Consider the following 22,838-nt stretch of genomic DNA (forward strand, 5'->3'; position numbering starts at 1 on the left):
GATTATGGAAAACAAGAAATACGTATTACAGACCGCCCCTTTCAGAGTACCCACCACAGACGGCAAACTGATTGAAGAGCATTTTGGATTGGCCAGCACCCAGACCAGCGCCTTTAGCGTGGCCCACATGATAGCCCCACCTCACTGGAGCGAACCACACCAAACCCCGGCCTTTGACGAAGTCACCATTGTCCTGAGGGGCAAAAAACAGATTGAGATAGACGGCGAGGTGATAGAACTCAGCGCTGGCCAAACGCTGCTTATCAAAGCCGGTGCCCGCATCCGCTACGCCAATCCATATGACCAGGAATGCGAATACTGGTCTGTCTGCGTTCCCGCGTTTAACATGGACACCGTGCATCGGGAGGAAGAATAGATTTGGTGATGCTTTTTGGCTTGTTTTCCAGAAAATAGCCAAAAAACAGAAAGGCCGCTCTATCAAGGGCGGCCTTTCTGTTTTTATCATGAACAGGAGGAAAAGATATTTTCACATCACTCTCCCTCCACATTTTCAAATCTAAAAAACTAGTTCTTAGGAGCGTTGGCTTCCAGTACTTCTACTACGTCTTCAGAGATGCCCATGCTGGAGAAACCACCGTCGTGCATGAGGTTTTGCATGGTTACTTGTCTGGTGAAGTCAGAGAACAGAGTCACGCAGTAATTGGCGCAGTCCTCGGCAGAGGCGTTGCCCAGCGGCGACATCTTGTCTGCGTAGTCAAAGAAAGCGTCAAACCCGCCAACGCCGGTACCAGCCGTGGTTTTGGTAGGCGATTGCGAGATGGTGTTCACGCGCACTTTTTTGAGCTTACCAAAGCGGTGGCCGTAGCTGCGGGCAATAGACTCCAGCATGGCTTTGGCTTGGGCCATGTCTGTGTAGTCTGGGAATACGCGCTGGGCAGCAATGTAGCTCAGAGCCAAAATAGAACCGTACTCGTTCATGGCGTCCAATTTCTCGGCTACGTGCATCACCTTATGGAAAGACAAGGCAGACACGTCAATGCTCTTCATGAACCAGTCATAGTTAAGGTCGCCGTAAGGCTTGTTCTTTCTGATGTTGGGGCTCATGCCAATGGAGTGCAGCACAAAGTCAATCTTGCCACCCAAAATCTCCTGCGCCTGCGTGAACAGGTTGGTCAAATCTTCTACTGAGGTAGCGTCTGCCGGTACAATCTGAGAACCAGTGGCCTCGGCTAGTTTATTGATCTCACCCATGCGCATGGCCAGCGGCGCGTTGGATAAAACAAACGTTGCCCCTTCTGCATGCGCCACTTGGGCCACTTTCCAAGCGATTGATTTCTCATCCAGCGCCCCGAAAATGATTCCGCGCTTTCCTTTCAGTAAGTTGTATGCCATACTTGTAATTTTTTCTTTGTGGTTGGGTCCTTTTGAAAGACCGTGGCAAATATGAAAAAAAAACCGGCAGGTTCCGCACCGGTTCCCTTTTTTCTGGCTTATCTGCGGCTAAGATTAACTAGTGGCGCTGATGGCCAACAGTTCTTTTGCACTTTGGAAAGCATTTTCTGACGGATTGGCCCCCGAAATCATCTGGGCAATCTCCTTCACGCGCTCCTCGTGGCTCAACTGCCTGATGCGGCTGATGGTACGGTCGGCGCGGTCTTCTTTGTAGACAAAGTAATGCGTGTCTCCCTGCGCGGCCATCTGTGGCAAGTGCGAGATACAGATCAACTGGTGCTTATGCGACATCTGCTGCATCATGCGTCCCACTTTCACAGCAATCTCCCCAGAGATACCCGTGTCAATCTCATCAAAGATAATGGTAGGCAAGGCGGTTTTATCAGCCAGCAGGTACTTCACGCAGAGCATTAGGCGAGAGAACTCACCCCCAGAGGCGGCTTTGCTCAAGGTTTGCGGGGCGGCGCCTTTGTTCGCGCTGAACAAGATATTCACTACGTCAATCCCGGTCGGGCTTGGCGCCGAAGTCTTATGCTCCACTACTACCCTAGCATTCGGCATGCCTAGTTCAAACAACAGCGTGTGCAGTTCGTTCTGGAAAGTTTCAAACACGCTGGTTCTGCTTTGTGATAAGGCTTGGGCGCGCGCTTCTACTTCGGCTAAGGCTTCTTCTAAAGCTTTTCTGGTTTTGGAGATGGCGGCATCCAGGTTATGGACGCTTCCTACTTTGGTTTCCAGCTCAGCCTGAATGGCCAGGAGTTCTTCAATGGTTTTGACCTGGTGCTTACGCTGCAGGGTGTAAATTAAATCCAGACGCTCCTGCAATTGCTCGGCGCGCTGTGGATCTGCCTCGGTTTTGCGCTCGGCATCCTCTAACTCCCCAGAGATATCTACCAATTCAATCAAGCAACTGTCCAAACGCTCTTTCAAGGTCTGGAAGTTTTCGCCGTACTCGGTTACTTGCCCTAACAGATGGCTGGCATCTTTTAAGGCAATAGAGGCGTTGAATTCAGACTCAGAGAGGTATTGCAGGGCCTGGGTCAGCTTGAGTTTAATCTCCTCGGCATGCTCCAGTTGCTTGAGTTCTACCTCATGGCTTTCCTGCTCATCGGCTACCAGGTTCGCTTCTGCCAGTTCATTGAGCAGGTAGGTGTTGTAGTCCAGTTCTTTCTCTGACTGCGCCAGTTGGGCTTCCAGGTCTTTGAACTCGCGCTCTAGTTTGCGGTAGTTTCTATAGGCAGAACCATACTCCAGACGCAGGTCTTCGTTCTGGGCGTACAAGTCCAGGATGTTCAACTGGTAGGCTGGATCTCCTAGCAGGAGCGTGTCATGCTGGGAATGGATATCCATGAGTTGCTCCCCAATCTTACGAATGGTTTCCAGAGTCACGGGCGTGTCATTCACAAACGCGCGGGACTTGCCAGACGGGCTAATCTCACGGCGCAGGATGCTTACCGGTTCAAAATCCAGGTCTTCTTCTTCAAAAAACGGTTCCAGCTTGTATTCAGAGATGTTGAAGGAGCCTTCAATCACACACTTTTCATCCTGGTTGAACAGCAGCTTGGAGTCTGCCCTATTTCCCAGCAACAAGCCAATGGCTCCTAACATGATGGATTTACCGGCCCCGGTCTCCCCTGTGATGATGTTTAGCAGCGGCGAGGGTTGCAGTTCCAGCTTTTCAATAAGGGCGTAATTCTTTATCTTAAGATCTACCAGCATAAGGAAGATGTACCGTGGTCAAGAGTAAATGATGAATGGAGTTGTGCGCTTTCCAGACTGCTAATTTAGCTAGCATTTTGCTAAACTAAAAGGGAATTTCTAGTAATCAGACGCTAGGTCCAGCACTATTTCCTCTACGTCTAACAAAGGCAAAGGGTGAACGTGTCGGCGCCCATCTTTCACAAAAAGCACCCCGTCCTGCACAGCCTGCAAAGTGCCTGTTACCATGTATCCCTGCCGGTGCACCAGTTGAATGGTATGCCCCAGGAGCTGATGTACTTCTTGTTCAATCTGAGGTTGGAAGAACCTGCGCTGCCGTTTGCCCATGTCCGTTTTTGGGGTGTTTTCTCAAAAATAGCCCAAAAACGGAATTATCGCTTCAACAGCCCTTCATATTTAGGCCGATTGGTGGGGTCAATCTGGGTGAGCAGCTCGTAGGCCTGCTGTTTTTGGGCTGGCGTGGCTGTATTGAAGGCATTTGCCATTTCCGTGGATTTTGCCTCAAAGAATGACCGGATGGCTGCCGCCCCGGGCCGTAACTGCACCACGCGCTGAATGCCCCGCAAGGCTTCCAGAATGTTTTGTCTGGCTTTCTCCGGATCCTGGGCCATCAAGTCCAGGCCCTGACGGTGGTAAATGTATAAGGCAGACCGGAAGGGTTCAAACTGCGGGTCCTGCAAATTGTTCAGGAGCCAATACCGGTTGCGGGTGTCATCTGATGAACTCCAGCCGCCCACGCCTGCCCCCGCCGAGTTGACCTGGTTCAGGATGCTGTTGGCCTCTGTCAAAGCGCCGGCCCCGCCCAAACGCCCAAACGTGTCATTGTCCATCCCTATGATGGTGTAGGCATAAAAGGACAGCAACGCCGTTAAAGGAGAGGTATAAGTATTGGGGGAATATTGCAGGGGTTGGGCCTGGTTGTATTCAAAGATGAACTTGGTGTCTACAAAGGAGAGTACGGTGGTTTCATAGCCGGTGCCGTAGGTGGGCCTGCTGGAGATAATCTGGGCATTGGCTTCAAACGCCCCAATACGCGGCATGGCGCGCAGGGTAATGAACAGCTTGCAACGTATGCGCTCCTCATTCTGGTAGGTGTCATTGGTCCAGCGGGTATTATTCATGACCTCAGAAATGGCATTCTGCATTTCCTGGAACACCTGCCGGTCGGTGGCTTGTATCTGGTCACTGTTCACCACCACCTCGCATCGCAGTTCCTGCGCCCTACCAGCTAAGGGGAACAACAGACAAAGAACTCCTATCCAAAATGTAGTTATACGCATGCCATTTCCGCTTTTATTGATGCAATGATGTCTTGGGCTACCTGCTCCTTGCTTTTAAGCTCATAGGTTTCTACGGCCTCTGGCTTGACAATGGTGATCTTGTTGGTGTCATGCTTAAAGCCGGCGCCCGGGTCGTTCAAGGAATTGAGTACCACCATGTTCAGGTTCTTCTTAAGCAGCTTGGCACGGGCGTTCTCCATCTCGTTGTTGGTTTCTAAGGCAAAACCCACGGTGAACTGGTCCGGGCGTTTCTGCTTGCCCAGGGTAGCCGCTATATCAACGTTCTTTACCAGCTCAATGGTAAACGTATCCTCATTTTTTTTGATTTTGGTACCCGCCACTTCCTTAGGACGATAATCTGCCACCGCCGCCGAGAACACCCAGATATCTGTCTCCTGCGCGTGCTGCTGGCAGGCTGCAAACATCTGGTCTGCAGTCATGACGTTGGTTACCTGTACTAAAGGATGGTTTAACGTCAAAGAAGTAGGGCCGGAAATCAACTGCACTTCGGCACCTTCCTCGGCAAAGCATTGGGCCAGGGCAAATCCCATCTTACCCGTAGAATGGTTGCCAATGAAGCGCACCGGGTCAATGGGCTCATACGTAGGACCCGCGGTAATCATTACTTTCTTGCCGCTAAACAAATGCACGAGGCGTAAAGTGTTGGGTTAAAACATCCAGGATTTCTTCTGGCTCAGCCAATCTCCCCTGCCCTACCAAACCGCTGGCCAACTCGCCGTAGCCAGCCTCAATTAGGTGGTTGCCGTAAGAGCGTAACAGCCTGAAGTTCTCCTGCGTGGCCGGATGCTGGTACATGTCCAGGTCCATGGCCGGGGCCACAAACACCGGGCAGCGTGCAGACAGGTAGGTGGCTGTTAACAGGTTGTCACACAGTCCTCTTGCAAACTTGGACACTGAGTTGGCACTGGCGGGCGCCACCACAAAGGCATCGGCCCAGAGGCCCAGTTCCACGTGGTTGTGCCACAGCCCAGAATTGTCTGCCCGAACAAACTCAGACAGCACTGGTCGTTTAGAGAGCGTGGCTAGCGTGACAGGGGTTATAAAAGCAGAAGCAGAAGTAGTCAGGATGACCTGTACTTCTGCTTCTGCTTTTACAAGAAGGCGTATAAGGGAAGCCGCTTTGTATGCCGCTATGCTCCCGCATACTCCCAGTAGAATTTTCTTATGCCGAAGCATCTAGAGCCGCCTCTTAAAGCGCTGAAGACGTTTCTGCCTCCTCCTCCGCTACGCGGAAGTATACTTTGCCTTCAATGAATTCTTCAATGGCCATGTTGGTTGGCTTAGGCATGCGCTCGTAGTACTTGGAGATCTCAATCTGCTCACGGTTCTCAAACACCTCTTCCAGGTTGTCTACAGTAGTGGCAAACTCGGCTAATTTAGAGTTCAACTCCTCTTTTACCTTTACCGCAATCTGGTTGGCGCGCTTAGAGATGATAGAGATAGACTGATACACGTTGCCGGTTTCATTGGCCAGATCAGAAATATTACGCGTTACAATGGATGCTGGAACTTGTGCCATATATCTAAAAATATAAGTGGTTACTGATTATTGATTTGAGGTGGTAGCCGCGGCGGTGGCAGCTTCTGCGGCATTGAGTCTTTCCAACTCTTTGCGCGCATCGTCATAAAATCCTTCTGCCGTACGTAAAAACTTACTGTTAGGGTAAGTGTCTACAAAGTTTTGATAGAACGCCACTACCTCCTGGTAACGTTCCTTTTGTTTGCTTTCAATGCTTTCTTTGGCGTAGCTGTGCTGCGCATCTATTCTTAGGGCGGCGGCCTCCTCACTGTACTTAGAAGAAGGATAGTCTCTTCTGAAGTTAGCCAACGCAATCACCGCTGCCTTATAATACTCTGGGTTGTACTTGGTGAGTTTGTAATACAGCTTGGCATTGTCATAGGCTTTCAACTCAACCTTGGTAGACAAGTCTGCATACAGCTTGTTGGCCTCTTCTTTGAACTGGCTGTTGGGGTAGCGGCGCAAAAAGTCCTGAATGGCCACCAAGGCCTTGCTCGTATTGGACTGGTCCAGGTCTTCGTTAGGCGACTCATTGGCCAGAGAACGCACGTTCATGAACGCCGCCTCTTCTACATACTGGCTTCTGGGAAAAGTATTGGAGAACTGAATGAAATGGAAAGAGCTCTCCAGGTACAGGTGCTGGTAGTATTTGGTGTAGGCAAACAGAAAGTTGGCTTTCTCATACTCGCTGCGGCCTTTTAAAAGCGGCAGCAACTCACCCAGCAGGACGCCCGCCTTCTCATATTCACCCTCTTCATAATATTTGAGAGCGCCCGCGTAACGCTTGTCCACGTCATCGCTCTTCAACAATTTCTGAAAATTACTACAAGAGCTCAACAGCACCGCTGCCAGCAAAATGGTCAAAAAAGGGAAAAGGCGTTTGGTCATAAGCGCGCAAAAATAACTAAAATCTTTTATATCTAATAGAACGTCTTTCCGGGGGCTTTCAGTATTTGGGCAATTAGCCTATTATGCGGCCGGCTGGTGCCTTTTTCTTTTTGGGCGCCGGGGCCTTCTTTTTAGGTTTGGCAACCGGTCTTGGCTTGGCCGGTGCGCGTTTGGCCAGTACCTTGGCCCGGGTTGGCTTTTCTTTCTCCAGCCAGACAAAACCCGTCAGGCGCTTGTCAGGCTCCGCTAATTCATGCGGCGGAATGAGCTTGGCCTCTGGGTCTGTGATGAAGGTGATGGATTCCACCTGTCCATTCTGGAAGAGCAGGCGCATGTCACTGCACACGGCCCGGTTCATGCCCATCATCAAGGTATCTCCCTGCAAGGCAAAGTAAATACTTTCGCCGTTGCCGTTCACGTCAATGCGGCGCAGCTTGCCGTCCAGAAAGTGACCCAGCATCTTACGCCCTTTCACTTGATTGAAATTGTCCAGCGTGTCTTGTGAGATGGCAAACGCATTCCCGAAGAGCCTCATCTGGTGCAGCGTATTATTGGCCAGCTGCAATTCTACGCTGTCTGCCGTCAACTGACTCTTGTTCGCCCAAATCTTAGGATTCCGGCTCATGTAAATGGTAGAATCGTTGAGGTTGTAGGTGAGAGAATCACACAGGCCCTGCAAGTCTGATTTATAGATGCGCACGCCATAGTAGGCGTACAGAATGCCTTTCTTGGTCTTGTCCGTCACGCTCTCCACAGAGTACAGCGTGTCCGCAGACAGGTACATGGTGTCCTGCTTCATGATGTTGCGCATCACGGGACTGCCGTACACCTTTGATTTACCTTGGGCCCGCCAGTATTTGGCCACTTCGCCGGTAATGACGGTATTGTTCTTGAACGAGGTCATGGACACTTTCTGGGTGGCCGTGAAGTACTCGCGCTGTTTGTCGTAAGTCAATATTTCGCCTTTGATTAGATACTCAGGCGTCTTGATGCTGGCCCCACCCCTAAAGTTTGACTCCCGGGTCACAGTATTATAGGTACCGCGGGTGGCGTACAAAGTCCCGTCCGGAGATTTGACCGTGGTTGGCCCGAAGAACTCCACAATCTTAGACATGGTGTTGTAGCTCATGGTATCACTCTGCACCTCAGAGCCCTTGGTCACCAATACAATGTTGCGTTTAAAAGAAAGCGTCTTAGATTCGGTTTGGTAAGCACCAATGGCACTTTTGATGGTGTAATCTGCCCCTACAATGTTGCCGGTCTCTGTATAATAAGCACGCTTGGCGTCCAGGTTATAGTCCAGCGATGGCGTGGTGAGGGTCATTTCCTGGTCCTGTAAGACCACGCCGCCGCGCATGTTGGCAATACGCTTGGTACCGTCATAGCTGGCGGTGGCGCTGGTAGCCGTCATGTTCTCCTGCACAATGCGCACGTTGCTGAACACCTCCAGGCGGTTGGCGTCGTCCTCGTACTGGTAAGCAGAGTCAGCGGTGAGGGTGGTAGTGCCCTGTTTCATGATGACGTTGCCCAGCAGGCGGCGCACGTCCTGCCCGTTATACTTGCCCTTCTGGAGCGTATTAGCCGACACTTGCACGGGCTGTCCGCCCTGCGCGAAGGCACCCACCACAGTTATCAGGGAAATTAGCGAAGCAAAAACTACCTTTGTGAACGTCATCAATGAATTCTAATTCAAGCAAAATTACTAAGAACGGGCGTATAAATCGTTTTTGTGATAGAAAAAGGTACAGAACCCTTACCAGCTTAGCTTTTTGAAAGCTTAAACCGGAGAATCTCGCCTGCTTCTACCACTTTTTACGCGCTAGCCCTCACCACCTATTCTCTATTACGAATGCTTCCAAAAGTTATACAATACATCCAGGACCACCAGCTGGCCACCGAAGACACCAAGATACTAGTAGCTGTAAGTGGCGGGCTGGACTCTGTGGTGCTGGCAGATTTACTGCACCGCGCCAAATACAAAATCGCTATTCTGCACTGCAACTTCGGGCTACGGGGTGAGGAGTCTGACGCCGATGAGCTCTTTGTGCGCAAACTGGCCAAATCCTATGAGGCGCCTTTCTACAGTGAGCAGTTCCAGACCGAGGCCTTCGCCGAACAGGAAGGCATTTCCATCCAGATGGCCGCCCGCACCCTGCGCTACACCTGGTTTGAGCAGATGCGCCAACAACTGGGCTATGACGTCATCGCCACCGCCCATCATCAGTCAGATGCCTTGGAGACTGTGTTGATGAACCTAGTGCGCGGTACTGGCTTAGCCGGCTTGCACGGCATCCTGCCTAAAAACGGCCACATCATCCGGCCCTTACTAGGTTTCCCCAAAGATGATTTGTACGACTGGCTGGTGGCCAAGCGCCTGGCTTGGCGCGAAGACTCCAGCAATGAAAGCCTCAAATACTCCCGCAACCTGCTGCGCCATGAGGTGATTCCGGTGCTCAAGCAACTGAATCCCAACCTAGACGAGACTTTTACACAAACCCTAGAACGCCTGCAAGGCGCCGAGAAAGTGTTTTTGGCCTCTTTTCTGGAAATCAAGCAAAAAACGCAACGAGAGGAGAACGGCGCCACCTACCTGCGTATTGCCCCCTTTCAGGAAAGCCCCGCCCCGGCTGTGCTCCTGCATGAATTCCTGAAGCCCTTCCACTTCTCTTATGCCCAGACGCAGGAGATTGTCACTACCTTTGACGCGCAGGCTGGCAAGACCTTCACTTCACCCTCGCACACACTGGTAAAAGACCGCGAGGACCTGGTCATCACCGCCAAAAACCTGTCTAGTTACGGAAGCATCACCATCCCGGAGGAGACCACTAAAATCAGCTTCGGGCCGTACACCGCCCATTTCACCCGCAAGCCTAAACCCGAGGATTACCGCATCCCCAAAGGCAAAGACCACACGGCCCTGGACGCGTCCTTGGTCAAATTCCCACTTAAACTGCGCGTCTGGAAACAAGGCGACTGGTTTATCCCGCTGGGCATGAACGGCAAGAAGAAAGTAAGCGACCTGCTCATTGACAAGAAAGTACCCGCCAACCTGAAGCAAGACGTGTGGGTGCTGGTCTCAGATGCCTCGCTCACTTGGGTCATCGGTCAACAGTTGGATAATCGCTTTAAGGTCACCGCAGATACAGAAGAGGTGCTTGAGGTTAAGATTACCCGGAGTTGATTGTGAGTCACAATAAAAAGAGGAATGTCTGAAGAGGAAATTATCCTTCTAATTACGCGAGAACTCCAGAACCCAACATTGGGTGTGACTGAGTCTTATTTAGAAGCACATCAACCCGCCATTAGTGATGGTAAGATTAAAATAGACAGGATAGACACAGAAGGTACGCCCAACTCGGCTATTGTGTATGTCCCAGTTGATGGCGAATATTTTCATTTAGCTGTTTATGTAGATTTAGAGGAAAAATGTGTGACCGGCGTAGGAACGGAATCATTTAACCGTCTCTGTTTTAGGGCAACCTCAGAACAATACACCTTAGAGGAATTAAAAGGCTTCACAACGTTGCAGGCTACTCAAGGCTGGAGGAAAGGCGACTTAAGAAAGGGAACAAATGTGCCCTATAACTTCAGTTCTATTGAGTTCATGCCAAACCCAGAGCCGGACGAATTTGAAGATAAGCTCAGAAAGCTTCTTGACTTTTTAGAGCAGGACAAAGAAGGTGTCCGTCACCTCGTTGAAAAAGCCAATGGCTGGTTAGTAGCTTCAATGGATTTTCACAACGGGAATGGCATGCTAGGCGGTATGCGCATTGATAACACCAGCATTAAGAGAATGGAAAAGTTAAATCTCTCTATAGAATTTGACTTGTATGCTAGTGGAAATGCCTTTCAGGAATAAATTATCATTTTCTGCCTATTTCCCGAACCATTGAAAAGCGGATTTGTAATCCGCCTGCGGGTGCCTTGCTCAAGTAGCCGTAGCACGGGGATTACAAATCCCCATTTCGGTACTTTCGGATTACAAATCCGAAAAAGCGTAAATCAGTTCTAGCAAAGGAGCCTTTTCCGCCTATTTCCCAGAAAACAGCCCAAAAACGATAACCAGCAATTAGCAATCAACAATTAACAACCAATTCCTTTTCTACCTAACGGACATTTGTCTAATTTTACCCACATCATAGTATAACCGTCTAACCAAACATAAATAGAATGAAAGTAACCGTTGTTGGAGCTGGTAACGTGGGCGCTACGTGCGCAGACGTATTGGCTTACCGCGAAATCGCCAATGAAGTAGTGTTAGTGGATATCAAAGAAGGTTTTGCCGAAGGCAAGGCGCTGGATATCTGGCAGAAGTCCCCTATCAACCTGTATGACACCCGCACCGTGGGCGTTACCAATGATTATAGCCGCACAGCTAATTCAGACGTGGTGGTGATTACTTCTGGTTTGCCACGCAAGCCCGGCATGACCCGTGACGACTTGATTAGCACCAACGCGGGCATTGTACGTTCTGTCACCGAAAACATCATCAAGCACTCGCCAGAGGCTATCATCATTGTGGTTTCTAACCCACTGGACGTGATGACCTACGCGGCGCACTTGACTTCTAAATTACCTCGCACCAAAGTGATGGGTATGGCCGGCATCTTGGATACCGCTCGTTACCGCGCTTTCTTAGCCGAAGAACTGAACGTGTCTCCAAAAGACATCCAAGCAGTATTGATGGGTGGCCACGGCGACACCATGGTTCCACTTCCAAGATACACTACTGTTGGTGGTATTCCGGTAACTGAACTGATTGACCCAGCTAAATTAGACGCCATTGTTGACCGCACCAAGAACGGTGGCGGCGAGTTGGTGAAACTAATGGGTACTTCTGCCTGGTATGCGCCAGGTTCAGCGGCTGCCCAGATGGTAGAAGCCATTGTACGTGACCAAAAGCGTGTATTCCCGGTTTGTATTAAACTGGAAGGCGAATACGGCATCACGGGCACGTATTTAGGTGTACCAGTTATCCTTGGTAAAAACGGCGTTGAGAAGGTAATTGAACTTCAGTTGAACGAAGAAGAGATGGCCTTGTTGAAAGCCTCTGAGAAAGCCGTTCGTGAAGTAATGGACGTTCTGGACAACATGCCAGCCAACGCCTAAGCATCTGCTACTTTTATAATATTGAAAAGCCCGGCCCGCAAAGCCGGGCTTTTTTATTTGGGTCGTTTTTGGCCTCTTTTCCAGAAAAGAGGCCAAAAACGGTCACGTAGAGGAGAATCGCATTTACCCGAACCGGTTATCTCCCTAGTAGGCCTGCCCTTAAATAAATTCCCTTACCGCCACATTCATTTCGGTTACCCAAGCGTCGGTTCAGGCATTGGCCGTGTGGCTTCCGCTCCTACGTTGTCAATACGTGCAACCCTACCATCCTCTTTGAAAAGCACCTACCTTTTTGTATATTACTGACATAAACTTGAAGACAATGGATATTTCTCTTTGGTGGTTGTGGTTTGTGGCCGGCGTTCTGCTCATAGTAGGTGAAATGTTCACGGTCAGCTTTTACCTGCTTTGGCTGGGAATTGCGGCCATGGTGGCAGCCGTGCTGGCGTATTTCTTTCCCGAAGAATATTGGCTGCCTCCGTTGGCGGCCAGTATCACAGGCGTCCTTCTGATAGTCTTCACCAAGCCGCTTACCGCCAGGGCGCGCCAAGCCAAAGGCTACCATGATCCGGCTTTTTCCATGGCCAACCGCCAGGGCGAAGTAGTGGAACCTGTCACGCCCACGCGGCTGGGCATTGTGAAAGTGGGCAATGAGATGTGGTCTGCCAGCGCACAGGAAACGCTGCAACCCGGGCAGCTGGTGATAGTCATCAGCCAGAGCAGCACGGTCTTGCAGGTACAGCCGCTGGTAGAAAATACCCAAGACCGCCCTCAGCAGGAATCTGTCTGGTAGGATGGCGGCCTTGCGCCTTGCCCTTCACGTTCATTTGCACCTTTACTAGATACCTTTTAGAACTATGACCACATCTCTTATCATTCTGGCCGCCGTCATCATCTTAATGGCCATGTCCATCAGAATCATCCAGCAGCAGCGCGTGGCGGTGGTGGAGCGGCTGGGTAAGTTTCAGCGCATAATGCACCCAGGCTTGAACCTGTTCATCCCTATTGTGGACCGCGTGCGGGTGTACCATGACCTGCGCATACAACAAACCAACGTACCCCCTCAAAGCGTGATTACCCGTGACAACGTGCAGGTGCTCATTGACACCATCGTGTTTTACCAGGTGGTAGGCCCAGAGCAGGCCACGTACGGTATTTTTGACTACGTACTGGGCGTGCGCAACATCACCACCGCCACCATGCGCCAGATCATTGGCAACCTGGAGCTCGATGAAACCCTTTCTGGCCGCGAGCGAATCTCCTCTGAAATTAGAACAGCCCTGGACGAGGCCACCGAGAAATGGGGTGTTCGCATTGAGCGCGTGGAGGTGATTGACATCAAGCCGCCGCTGGACATTCAGGAAGCCATGGACAAGCAGATGAAAGCCGAGCGGAACCGCCGCGCCATCATCCTGGAAGCCGAGGCCGCTAAACAAGACATGATTCTTCGGGCAGAGGGAGATAAAACGAGTAAAGTGCTTCGGGCGGAAGGAGACCGGGCTTCTGTAGAACTACAAGCCTTGGGGGAGGCCCGCGCCATTGCAGACGTGGCCGAAGCGGAGAAGAGACGCATTCAGCTCTTGATTGAAGGCGGCCTGAACGACCAGGTCCTCACCTACAAATCCTTCGAGGCGCTGGAAAAGATAGCCATGGGTCCCGCCAACAAAATCTTCATCCCTACCACGGCCGTTGAATCTCTTGGCAGCATAGGCGCCATTGGCGAAATGCTGAAAGCAACCTCTGGCAACTCCAACAAAGCATAATCCGTTTTTGGGCTGTTTACTGGAAAACAGCCCAAAAACGGATTATATTCAAAAGGGCATTAGGTGGATTTCGCCTAATGCCCTTTTAATTGATTCATACTATCGAGGTAGATCTTTCAGTCTTAATTTTCCAACCCAATCCGTTCCTCTACTTTTTATCATCATGATAGGATCTTGTGAGCCAACTATAAAGACAGATGCTCTGAGAAGGCTTACATTTACCAAATTCTACAAAGAAGAGACAATAAGGAAACGTTTCATTGAATTGGTCCACTTAGCTTGCCCGCAAGATCCTTTCAGGATGACAAAAGGTGAGTAGTACTTGTAATGAAGTAAAATCAACTTTATAGAACAATAATTTCGTTTTTGGCCTATTTTCTGGAAAACAGGCCAAAAACGAAGTGTTTATAAATGAAGAAGCCCCGCAGATGATAATCAGCGGGGCTTCTGTTTGTAGTGACCTCGAATAACGAGCAACCAGTAACGAATTTCTTACTTCTGGCTGGCCCTAAAAAGTTTCTGCTTTTCTTCCTTGGTCAGGCTCTCATAGCCTGAGTTGGAGATCTTGTCCAGAATAAGGTCAATCTCGTCATCGCTGGGAGTTAGGTTATTGGAAACCGCGCCAAAAGTAGAGGCTGTGCTGGTAGAAGAATAAGAAGCAAACGGCCGGTTGGGATTCTTGTAGGCTACTTTTAGAGGGCTTCGGCGCTGGAAAAGTCTCCTGAAAAAATCTAGCACTGCTTGTACCGGTCTGCCCAGGTCTGTGCCCCGCTGTAGTTGCTTGATGTACAGAAAGCCCAGCAGAGCGCCGCCCAAGTGGGCAATGTTGCCGCCCGCGTTTCCGCCGGTGGCCCCAGAGATGGAAAGCAACACCATGACGGCGGCAATATACTTAATGCGTATGGGCCCGAACAGCAGCAGATTGAACGTGTAGTTGGGCAAGAGCGTGGCGGCCCCTACCATAATGGCAATGACGCTGCCAGAGGCGCCCATCATAAAAGAATTATCGGCCCGTACCTGCAGGTAAGGAATGGTATTGTAGGTGAGCAGATAAAACAGGCCGCCTACCAATCCACCCAGCACATAGAGGTTCACCAGACGCTTGTCGCCCAGGTATTCCCGCACCAGCATGCCAAACCAGTACAGGTTGAGCATGTTAAAGATGATATGCAGAAACTGCTCATGGGTGAAGAAATACGTCACCAGCGTCCAAGGCCTAAACACAAAGATGTCCAGATTGGAAGAGACGCTGAGAAAAGTCATCAGGTAGTTGTACAGCCCCCCAGACCCGCTCATGGTCATGATCATGCGCAGGATCACCAGCACGGCAAACACCACCACGTTGATGGCAATGAGCTGGTGCAGCGCATTGTTCCCCCTACTGAACGAGGAACGGATATCGTCAAAAATACTGGTCATAGTTTAATAGAAGTCGGTACGGTTGCGCTGCCAGAGCTTGAGCATAATAAACGCGAAGAGCATTCCGCCCAGGTGTGCAAAGTGTGCTACGTTGTCGCCGGGCGCACGTTGCACACCAGCGTATAACTCATAGGCCCCATACAGGAATACGAAATATTTTGCCTTGATGGGGACCGGAAAAAACAAGAGCATGAGCTCTGTGTTGGGAAACAGCATACCAAAGGCCATCAAGATCCCAAACACCGCCCCAGAAGCGCCCAGCATTGGGCCATTCAACATGCGTTCAAACTGTAACTGCACCGTTTCTTTTGCATCTGCGATAATGGCCGCATTGTCTGGGTTGTTTTTCAGCTGCAAGACATAATTGACGTCATAGGTATTCCCCAAAAGGTTGTCTAAAATCTTGCGCAAATCCACCGGGTCTGGGTTCTGCATAAAGGCCACCACCATTTCCTGTATCTGGCCAATCTCTACATAGCGCACCACAGAGTAAAGCAAGCTGGCACCAATACCGGTCACCAGATAGAAAATGGTAAAACGCTTGCCGCCCCAGTAGTGCTCCAACATGGGCCCGAAGAAGAACAAACTCAACATGTTACTGAACAAGTGCATGAAACTGCCGTGCAGAAACATGTGCGTCAGGATCTGGTGCGCCTGAAAAAATTCTGAGCGAATGTCATGCAGCGCAAAGTTCTGAAACACATAGGCTTCAGCGGCTCTGCTCCCAAAGAAGATAAGCACATTCAAGATGAGCAGATTACGCACCACCGGAGTGATAGGAGGCATATAACTAGGTTTTAGGTCAACACTTATTTAAGGAACAGGTCTTGCAGATGCTCCATTTGTAGGATCACCAGCGTCTTCTGGCCACTGGGAGTGTAGTTGGGCACCTGGCAGGCAAACAACTGGTCCACCAAGGCATTCATTTCCTGGTCAGACAGGCGGCCGGTGAGGCGGGAGGACACGCGTTTGGCCATGGCCCGCGCCAGGTTCTCCTGCCGGTCTACCTTTAACGAGGAAAGGTTGTTCTTATATTGTTCCAACAGGCCTTCAATCAGCTCCCGCTCGTCACGCAAGGGCACCTCGGCGGGGATTCCGTTCACTACAATGGTATTCTGCCCAAACTCACTAAAGACAAAGCCCAGCGCACTGAACTCCTCTGCCAACTCCATGATCAATGAGAAATCTGCCGGCGACAGGTGCACCGTCTGCGGGAACAGCAACTGCTGCGAAGCCCCGCTCCGCTTGCCCAGCGCCTGGTTGTACTTCTCAAATAGAATGCGCTCCTGCGCCGCCTGTTGGTCTACCATGAGCAAGCCAGACTTCACCTGCACCATCAAATACTTCTGATGCAGCTGCAAAGTTTTAGAGCCGCCCGTCACGCTCACGGCCACCGCTGTAGATTCCTCTTCTGTAAACAGCCGGTTCTCTTGTTGGTTTTCGGTTCTTGGGATTTCCCTGAGTGCGGCTGGCCTGAAAAAACTCTCGTCCCTTTCTCCCAGCGTAGCTTTGCTAGCATAGGTAGTAGGCCTGGGCGCTGGCGCCGAAGAAGCACTGGGTGCTTTGGCCGGTGAGGTGTCAAAATCCATGGAAGCCGGAAACTTCATGGGCTGCAGGGGAATGTAGTTCACATCAGCTCCAAAATCCAGTGACGGCGCGATGTTGTGCAGTCCCAGGCTTTGTTTGACGGCGGCGCGCACAATGGCATAGACTGTTTTCTCATCCTCAAACTTGATTTCAGTTTTGGTGGGATGCACGTTGATGTCTATCGTTTCTGGCGCTATTTCCAGAAATAAGACGTAAAACGGAAAGCTGTCTTTGGGCAACAAGCCTTCAAAAGCCGTCAAAACCGCGTGGTTCAGGTACTGGCTTTTGATGTAGCGGTTATTCACAAAGAAGAACTGCTCGCCGCGGCTTTTCTTGGCATACTCGGGCTTGCCAATGTAGCCGCGCACGGTCAAAAACGGCGTAGTCTCCTCACAAGAGGCCATCTGCTCTTTGTACTCCCGTCCAAAAATGCTCACAATGCGCTGGCTCAGTTTGCCGGCGGGTAGGTTCATCACCTCTACCTCGTTCTGATACAGCGCGAAGGCAATCTCGGGGTTGGCCAGGGCCACGCGTTGGAATTCGTCCAGGATGTGGCGCATCTCCACCGGGTTGCTCTTCAGGAAGTTGCGGCGGGCGGGTACGTTGAAGAACAGGTTCTTCACACTGATGATGGTGCCCTCAGGCATGGCCACGGGTTCCTGTTTAATGACCTCGTTAGCCTCCACAGAAAGACAAGTGCCCAGCTCGGTGCCGCGGGCGCGGGTCTTCATCTCTACCTGGGCCACGGCGGCAATGGACGCCATGGCCTCTCCCCTAAAGCCCATCGTCCTTATTCTGAACAAGTCCTCAGTGGTCTTGATCTTGGAGGTGGCGTGGCGCTCAAAGCACATGCGGGCATCGGTCTCGGTCATACCCAGTCCGTCGTCCACTACTTGTATCAACTGTTTGCCTGCGTCCTTGATGATCAACTGCACAGAAGTAGCCTGCGCGTCTACGCTATTCTCCAACAACTCCTTCACCACCGAGGCCGGCCGTTGCACCACCTCACCGGCGGCAATCTGGTTGGCTAAATGCTCGGGTAATAAACGAATGATATCTGCCATACAAAATCCCTGCGTAGTTATATTGACTCGCCTAAACGTGCCGTAATGAGCACTTTAGCCAAGCATTTTTAAAGATAATGCCGCGCCAAAGCGATTTTTTGAGTAATATTACAAGCTCAACACCCGCGATACCGGCCCCGTGCCTTTTTACTCGCTTCGCTCTTCTGCATGTAACGTGCGTGTGGCTCTGGCAGCCTCCCGTTATCCTGGCAAGAAGGGCGTTGTCATTAGAAGGGCGGCCCAACAAAAGCGTTTTTGGCCTGTTTTCTGGAAAACAGCCTAAAAACCCTTCATGTTAGGTACGGTGCGCTGGCTTTTTTTCCTCTGCGAAATTAGGCCTATGTTGGAGTTAATCAAAGTTTAAATTACGCGTTGTGAAATGCTAAAAAGATATAGCCTTGCGCTACTGGCGGTGATGATGTGCGCCTGGTGGGCTTTGTCTGGTTTTGGACCGGCAGGCCGTGGCAGCATCACACAGCAGGAGCAGCGCTGGGTAGACAGTGTGTACCAGTCCCTTACCCCTCAGCAGAAGCTGGGGCAGTTGTTCATGGTGGCCGCCTATTCCAACAGCGGCCAGTACCACGTGCGTGAAATTGAACAATTGGTGAGCCAATATGGGATTGGCGGCGTCATGTTCATGCAGGGAGGACCGGTGCGCCAGGCCAAACTCACCAACCGCTACCAATCTTTAGCCAAAGTACCGTTGCTGGTGGCCATGGACGCCGAATGGGGCCTGGACATGCGCCTGGACAGTAGTATGCATTTTGCGCGACAGATGACGCTGGGCGCCTTACCAGATGACCGCTACGTGTACATGATGGGCCGCGAGATTGCCCTCAAGCTCAAGCGCCTGGGCATCCATGTCAACTTTTCCCCGGTCATTGACGTCAACAGCAACCCTAAGAATCCCGTGATTGGCAACCGTTCCTTCGGCGAAAGCAAGGAGCAGGTAACCCAGCGCGGCATTGCCTACATCAAAGGTCTGCAGGATCATGGCATCATTGCGGTGGCCAAACACTTTCCCGGCCACGGAGACACAGACGCCGACTCGCACTTCTCTTTACCCGTCCTTACCCATGACATGGCCCGACTCACCGAAGTGGAGCTCTACCCGTTTAAACGTTCTTTTGACGCGGGCGTGATGGGCGTAATGGTGGCGCATTTATACATTCCCAAGCTGGATTCCATTGCCAACCGAGCCGCTACGCTGTCGCCGTATCTGGTGCGTGACCTGCTAAAAGGCAAGATGCAGTATGACGGTCTGGTGTTTACAGACGCATTGAACATGAAAGGCGTGACCCGCTACCATAAGCCCGGCGAGGTAGATGCGCTGGCATTCATGGCGGGCAATGACGTGTTGTTGTTCTCTGAGGATGTGCCCAAAGCCATTTCCGTGATTCAGCAGGCCGTCACCGATGGCCAAATCACCGAGCAAGAAATAGAAGTGCGGGTGCGCAAGATACTGCATGCCAAATATTGGGCCGGCCTGAACCAGTACAAACCCATTGAGCTGGAGAACCTTTCCAAAGATTTGCACGGCCCTAGCAGCCTGGTACTGCAGCAGCAGCTCTATGAACAGGCGGTGACGGTGGTAGCCAACAAAGACAACCTTCTGCCCTTCAAGGTACTGGACACCATTCAGTTTGCGTCTGTGTCTATTGGCGAAGGGTACAACAACCAGTTCACGCGCACGCTGGAGAAGTATTCACCGTTCAAGAAATTCTCCATCAGCAGCCGGTTTGCGCCAGACAGCGTGTACAAGGCCGTACAGAAGAACCTGGACAGTGCAGACGTGGTCATTGTTACGCTGCATGACCTCACCAACGTTCCCAACCGCAACTACGGGCTGGGCACCAATGCACTCAATTTTGTAAAGGCCCTGCAGCGCGATTCTACCAAGAAAGTAATAGTGGTGGTGATGGGCAACGCCTACAGCCTCAAGAGTTTTGAGGATAGCGACTGGCTGGTATGCGGCTATGAAGACAATGCAGTGGTGCAGCGAGTAGTGCCCCAGATTTTGTTTGGCGCCCTTCCCGCCGAGGGAAGACTCCCGGTCACCGCCTCGCCTAAACTAAAAGCTGGCACCGGTGTCTCCACGCCTGCCCTCAGCCGGCTCAAATATTCCTTGCCAGAAAGCGTGGGCATGAGTTCCACCGTACTTAAACAGATTGACAACATTGCCCTGGAAGCCATTGCCTACGCCGCCACGCCAGGCTGCCAGGTATTGGTGGTGAAAGACGGCACAGTGGTGTTTGACAAGGCCTACGGTCATTACACATATGATAGGGCCCAGCCGGTAACCGAAAAAACCATTTATGACCTGGCCTCCATCACCAAGGTAGCCGCTACGTTGCAGGCGGTGATGTTCCTGAAAGACCAGGGCCAGCTCAAGCTGGATGATAAACTGGTCACCTACCTACCAGAACTCAAAGGCTCCAACAAGGCCAACCTTACCATAAGGAACGTGCTGTTGCACCAATCTGGGCTGCAGGCCTATATTCCTTTCTGGAAGAAGACCTTGCTAAAGGGGCTGCCCAATCCCATCTATTATGATTCTGTCCAATCAGAAGCGTACCCCAATGCCGTGGCCAATGGTTTGTTTGCCAGCAGAAGGCTGGAAGACTCGGTTTGGACCTGGATTGTGAAGTCTGAGTTGACGGGTTTAAGAACGGGTAACGGCGCCTATGAATACCGTTATTCAGACTTGGGGCTGCATTTAATGAAGCGAGTGGCCGAGCGCCTGCTCAACCAAACCATGCCCGACTTTCTGGAGCAGAACTTTTATGCCCCGCTGGGCGCGCGCAGCCTTACCTTTAACCCGCTGCAGAAATTCCTGAAAGAGCAGATTGCCCCTACCGCTCAGGACAGCACCTTCAGGAAAACGGTGCTGCAGGGCACGGTGCATGATGACGGCGCGGCTATTCTAGGCGGCGTGGCGGGCCATGCCGGCTTGTTCTCCAACGCCAATGACCTGGCCATTCTCTTGCAGATGGATTTGCAGAACGGTAACTACGGCGGGCATCAATACTTCAAGACGCCGGTGGTAACGGAGTTTGCCCAGGAAGGCAGCAGCAACAGCCGCCGCGGCCTGGGTTGGGACAAAACCGATCCAGACGGCAACGGCCCAACGTCAGACTTGTCACCTACCACCACCTTTGGCCACACCGGTTTTACGGGTACCGGCGCCTGGATAGACCCAGAGAACAACATCATCTATATTTTCCTCTCCAACCGCATTCACCCAGACGCAGAGAACACCAAGCTCCTCAAATACAACATCCGGACGCGTATTCATGACGTGGTGTACCAATCGTTAGAACCGAAACCATAACCAACTGCTACTGAACTGGATAAGTCAAATTACTGAGAAGCTTTCCTGAAGTCTGGAGAGAAATTTTTTATCAAAAAGGGAGAACCTGAGCAGGCTCTCCCTTTTTGATTCGGCTCAAACCTAGAAAATGAATAAGATGTGGCTTACATCCAAAGTAATAGGGAATCTCCCTTGATGCCGGTCAAGATGTAACAATAGCCTTCTATTTCTGTTTGTCTAGAGCAAAGCATAGGGATGCAGGCAAAGGCTCAAGATTCAGAGAATGAAAAGGACGTGAACATCAGCGCTCTTCTTCTGGCCCCTTTCACTGAGGAAACCAGCAGATTTTAGCAATTACATAGCAGCATACCCCCACATTCCCTTACTTTTGCTTCAAAGGTGACGCTCGGCTGGTCTCTCTGGCCTGCACCCCGTATACTGGCGGTAGTACCTTATTTTTGAAATAGTTTGACATGACGTGTTTTGACTGTTCGTTGACTGGTGGCCTTGGTCCAAAAGACCACCATGACAGCACACAAATCAGCACTTTCATGCAGCCATATAGCAGCAACAGATGAAGATAGGAATAGTGTGCTACCCTACGTTTGGCGGTAGCGGCGTAGTGGCCACCGAACTTGGGAAAGCCCTGGCCCAAAAAGGCCACAAGATACATTTCATCACCTACAGCCAGCCTGCGCGGTTAGAGTTCTTCAATGAGAACCTGTTCTACCACGAGGTCAACATTCCTGCGTACCCGCTGTTCCAGTATCCGCCGTATGAACTGGCCCTGGCCAGCAAGATGGTGGACATTGTGCAGTATGAGAAGCTGGATGTGCTGCACGTGCATTATGCCATTCCGCATGCCTCGGCGGCGTACATGGCCAAACAAATCCTGCTCACCAAAGGCATTCAGATTCCGGTCATCACTACGCTCCACGGCACAGACATTACGCTGGTGGGCAAAGACGCTTCCTATGAACCGGTGGTCACGTTCAGCATTAACCAGTCAGACGCAGTCACCTCGGTTTCTGAAGACCTCAAGACCGAGACGTACAAGCACTTCCCCATCACCAAGGACATCAAGGTGATTCCCAACTTTGTGAACATTGAGCGGTTCCAGAAGCAGCGCAAAGATCATTTCAAGGCAGCCATTGCCCCCTTCGGCGAGAAGCTATTGGTGCACACCTCCAACTTCAGGGGTGTGAAACGGATAGGCGACATCATCAAAATTTTTTCTAAGGTGCGCGAAGTCATCCCCAGCAAGCTTTTGTTGGTGGGAGACGGTCCAGAGCGGCCCAAGATGGAAAACCTGTGCCGTAAACTGGGCATCTGCCAGGACGTGCGTTTTCTGGGCAAACTAGAAGCCGTAGAAGAATTACTGTCGGTGGCCGATGTCTTCTTGATGCCCTCAGAGAAAGAGAGCTTCGGGCTGGCGGCTTTGGAGGCCATGGCCTGTGAAGTTCCTGTCATCTCTTCCAACGCCGGCGGCCTGCCTGAGCTCAACATTCATGGCGTGACTGGTTTCGTGAGTAAGGTGGGCGATGTGAAGGACATGGTCAAGAACACTCTGTTCCTGCTTCAGGACGACCAACTACCCACCTTCAAAGCCAACGCCCTGGCCAGGGCCAAGGAGTTTGAGATTGGCAAGATTGTCCCCATGTATGAAGACGTCTACCAACAAGCCATCGCAGACGTTCTAGGCAAAAAGGTTTAATACACTGTTTTTAGGCTGTTTTCCAGAAAATA

At 51.2% G+C, this 22,838-nt stretch carries 20 protein-coding genes; 8 read left to right on the plus strand and 12 right to left on the minus strand.

Going from position 1 to position 22,838, the window contains the following annotated elements; translation table 11 throughout:
- The first annotated feature begins 4 nt into the window (after positions 1-4).
- Entirely contained in the window at positions 5-376 is a 372-nt protein-coding gene (locus GU926_RS07080; protein WP_160690385.1) for a cupin domain-containing protein, read from the plus strand.
- A 149-nt stretch (positions 377-525) separates the two neighbouring features.
- On the opposite strand, the gene GU926_RS07085 is transcribed toward GU926_RS07080, so the two are convergent.
- The 9 genes from GU926_RS07085 to GU926_RS07120 form a co-directional block, all read right to left on the minus strand.
- Positions 526-1,353, minus strand: coding sequence for an enoyl-ACP reductase FabI (locus GU926_RS07085; protein WP_160690400.1), 828 nt, complete (start codon positions 1,351-1,353; stop codon positions 526-528).
- A 114-nt stretch (positions 1,354-1,467) separates the two neighbouring features.
- Entirely contained in the window at positions 1,468-3,132 is a 1,665-nt protein-coding gene (gene recN / locus GU926_RS07090) for a DNA repair protein RecN (protein ID WP_160690402.1), read from the minus strand.
- A gap of 99 nt (positions 3,133-3,231) precedes the next feature.
- A complete protein-coding gene (locus GU926_RS07095) occupies positions 3,232-3,459 on the minus strand; it encodes a hypothetical protein (protein ID WP_160690404.1) in 228 nt (75 codons plus the stop codon).
- A gap of 44 nt (positions 3,460-3,503) precedes the next feature.
- Positions 3,504-4,412 (minus strand): type IX secretion system protein PorD, encoded by a 909-nt coding sequence (gene porD, locus GU926_RS07100; RefSeq protein WP_160690406.1) that lies wholly within the window; start codon positions 4,410-4,412, stop codon positions 3,504-3,506.
- Positions 4,403-5,062, minus strand: coding sequence for a bifunctional phosphopantothenoylcysteine decarboxylase/phosphopantothenate--cysteine ligase CoaBC (coaBC, locus tag GU926_RS18645; protein ID WP_317165643.1), 660 nt, complete (start codon positions 5,060-5,062; stop codon positions 4,403-4,405). Before coaBC ends, porD begins: the two co-directional genes overlap by 10 nt.
- A complete protein-coding gene (locus GU926_RS18650; RefSeq protein WP_198001469.1) occupies positions 5,049-5,609 on the minus strand; it encodes a flavoprotein in 561 nt (186 codons plus the stop codon). Before GU926_RS18650 ends, coaBC begins: the two co-directional genes overlap by 14 nt.
- Before the next feature lie 13 nt (positions 5,610-5,622).
- Positions 5,623-5,952 (minus strand): DNA-directed RNA polymerase subunit omega, encoded by a 330-nt coding sequence (locus GU926_RS07110; protein WP_160690408.1) that lies wholly within the window; start codon positions 5,950-5,952, stop codon positions 5,623-5,625.
- A gap of 27 nt (positions 5,953-5,979) precedes the next feature.
- Positions 5,980-6,840, minus strand: a complete 861-nt coding sequence (locus GU926_RS07115; protein ID WP_160690410.1) for an outer membrane protein assembly factor BamD — start codon at positions 6,838-6,840, stop codon at positions 5,980-5,982.
- A 73-nt stretch (positions 6,841-6,913) separates the two neighbouring features.
- Entirely contained in the window at positions 6,914-8,515 is a 1,602-nt protein-coding gene (locus tag GU926_RS07120) for an OstA-like protein (protein WP_160690413.1), read from the minus strand.
- 174 nt (positions 8,516-8,689) lie between these two features.
- Between GU926_RS07120 and tilS the strand changes: the two genes are divergently transcribed.
- The 5 genes from tilS (at position 8,690) to GU926_RS07145 (ending at position 13,712) form a co-directional block, all read left to right on the plus strand.
- Positions 8,690-10,021 (plus strand): tRNA lysidine(34) synthetase TilS, encoded by a 1,332-nt coding sequence (gene tilS, locus GU926_RS07125; RefSeq protein WP_160690415.1) that lies wholly within the window; start codon positions 8,690-8,692, stop codon positions 10,019-10,021.
- Positions 10,022-10,045: 24 nt separating this feature from the next.
- On the plus strand, positions 10,046-10,699 hold the full coding sequence (locus GU926_RS07130; RefSeq protein WP_160690417.1) for a DUF4279 domain-containing protein: 654 nt from the start codon (positions 10,046-10,048) through the stop codon (positions 10,697-10,699).
- A gap of 311 nt (positions 10,700-11,010) precedes the next feature.
- Entirely contained in the window at positions 11,011-11,949 is a 939-nt protein-coding gene (gene mdh / locus GU926_RS07135; RefSeq protein WP_160690419.1) for a malate dehydrogenase, read from the plus strand.
- Between the two features lie 322 nt (positions 11,950-12,271).
- Entirely contained in the window at positions 12,272-12,742 is a 471-nt protein-coding gene (locus GU926_RS07140) for an NfeD family protein (protein WP_160690421.1), read from the plus strand.
- Between the two features lie 64 nt (positions 12,743-12,806).
- Positions 12,807-13,712, plus strand: a complete 906-nt coding sequence (locus GU926_RS07145; RefSeq protein ID WP_160690423.1) for an SPFH domain-containing protein — start codon at positions 12,807-12,809, stop codon at positions 13,710-13,712.
- A gap of 492 nt (positions 13,713-14,204) precedes the next feature.
- Here GU926_RS07145 and GU926_RS07150 read toward each other — a convergent pair whose 3' ends face one another.
- The 3 genes from GU926_RS07150 to mutL are packed head-to-tail and all read right to left on the minus strand — an operon-like array spanning position 14,205 to position 17,782.
- Positions 14,205-15,131, minus strand: coding sequence for a rhomboid family intramembrane serine protease (locus GU926_RS07150; RefSeq protein ID WP_160690425.1), 927 nt, complete (start codon positions 15,129-15,131; stop codon positions 14,205-14,207).
- A gap of 3 nt (positions 15,132-15,134) precedes the next feature.
- Complete coding sequence (locus GU926_RS07155; RefSeq protein WP_160690427.1) at positions 15,135-15,917, minus strand: rhomboid family intramembrane serine protease; 783 nt, start codon at positions 15,915-15,917, stop codon at positions 15,135-15,137.
- A gap of 23 nt (positions 15,918-15,940) precedes the next feature.
- The gene (mutL, locus tag GU926_RS07160) at positions 15,941-17,782 is read right to left on the minus strand and encodes a DNA mismatch repair endonuclease MutL (RefSeq protein ID WP_160690429.1); all 1,842 of its coding nucleotides are present in this window, start codon (positions 17,780-17,782) and stop codon (positions 15,941-15,943) included.
- A gap of 379 nt (positions 17,783-18,161) precedes the next feature.
- Here mutL and GU926_RS07165 point away from each other — a divergent pair, with 379 nt between their 5' ends.
- Both GU926_RS07165 and bshA read left to right on the plus strand, forming a co-directional pair.
- Positions 18,162-21,113, plus strand: coding sequence for a glycoside hydrolase family 3 N-terminal domain-containing protein (locus GU926_RS07165; RefSeq protein ID WP_232058459.1), 2,952 nt, complete (start codon positions 18,162-18,164; stop codon positions 21,111-21,113).
- Positions 21,114-21,666: 553 nt separating this feature from the next.
- On the plus strand, positions 21,667-22,806 hold the full coding sequence (gene bshA / locus GU926_RS07170; RefSeq protein ID WP_160690431.1) for an N-acetyl-alpha-D-glucosaminyl L-malate synthase BshA: 1,140 nt from the start codon (positions 21,667-21,669) through the stop codon (positions 22,804-22,806).
- Positions 22,807-22,838: the final 32 nt, after the last annotated feature.

It is taken from the genome of Nibribacter ruber (genome assembly GCF_009913235.1).
GTDB classification, from domain to species: domain Bacteria; phylum Bacteroidota; class Bacteroidia; order Cytophagales; family Hymenobacteraceae; genus Nibribacter; species Nibribacter ruber.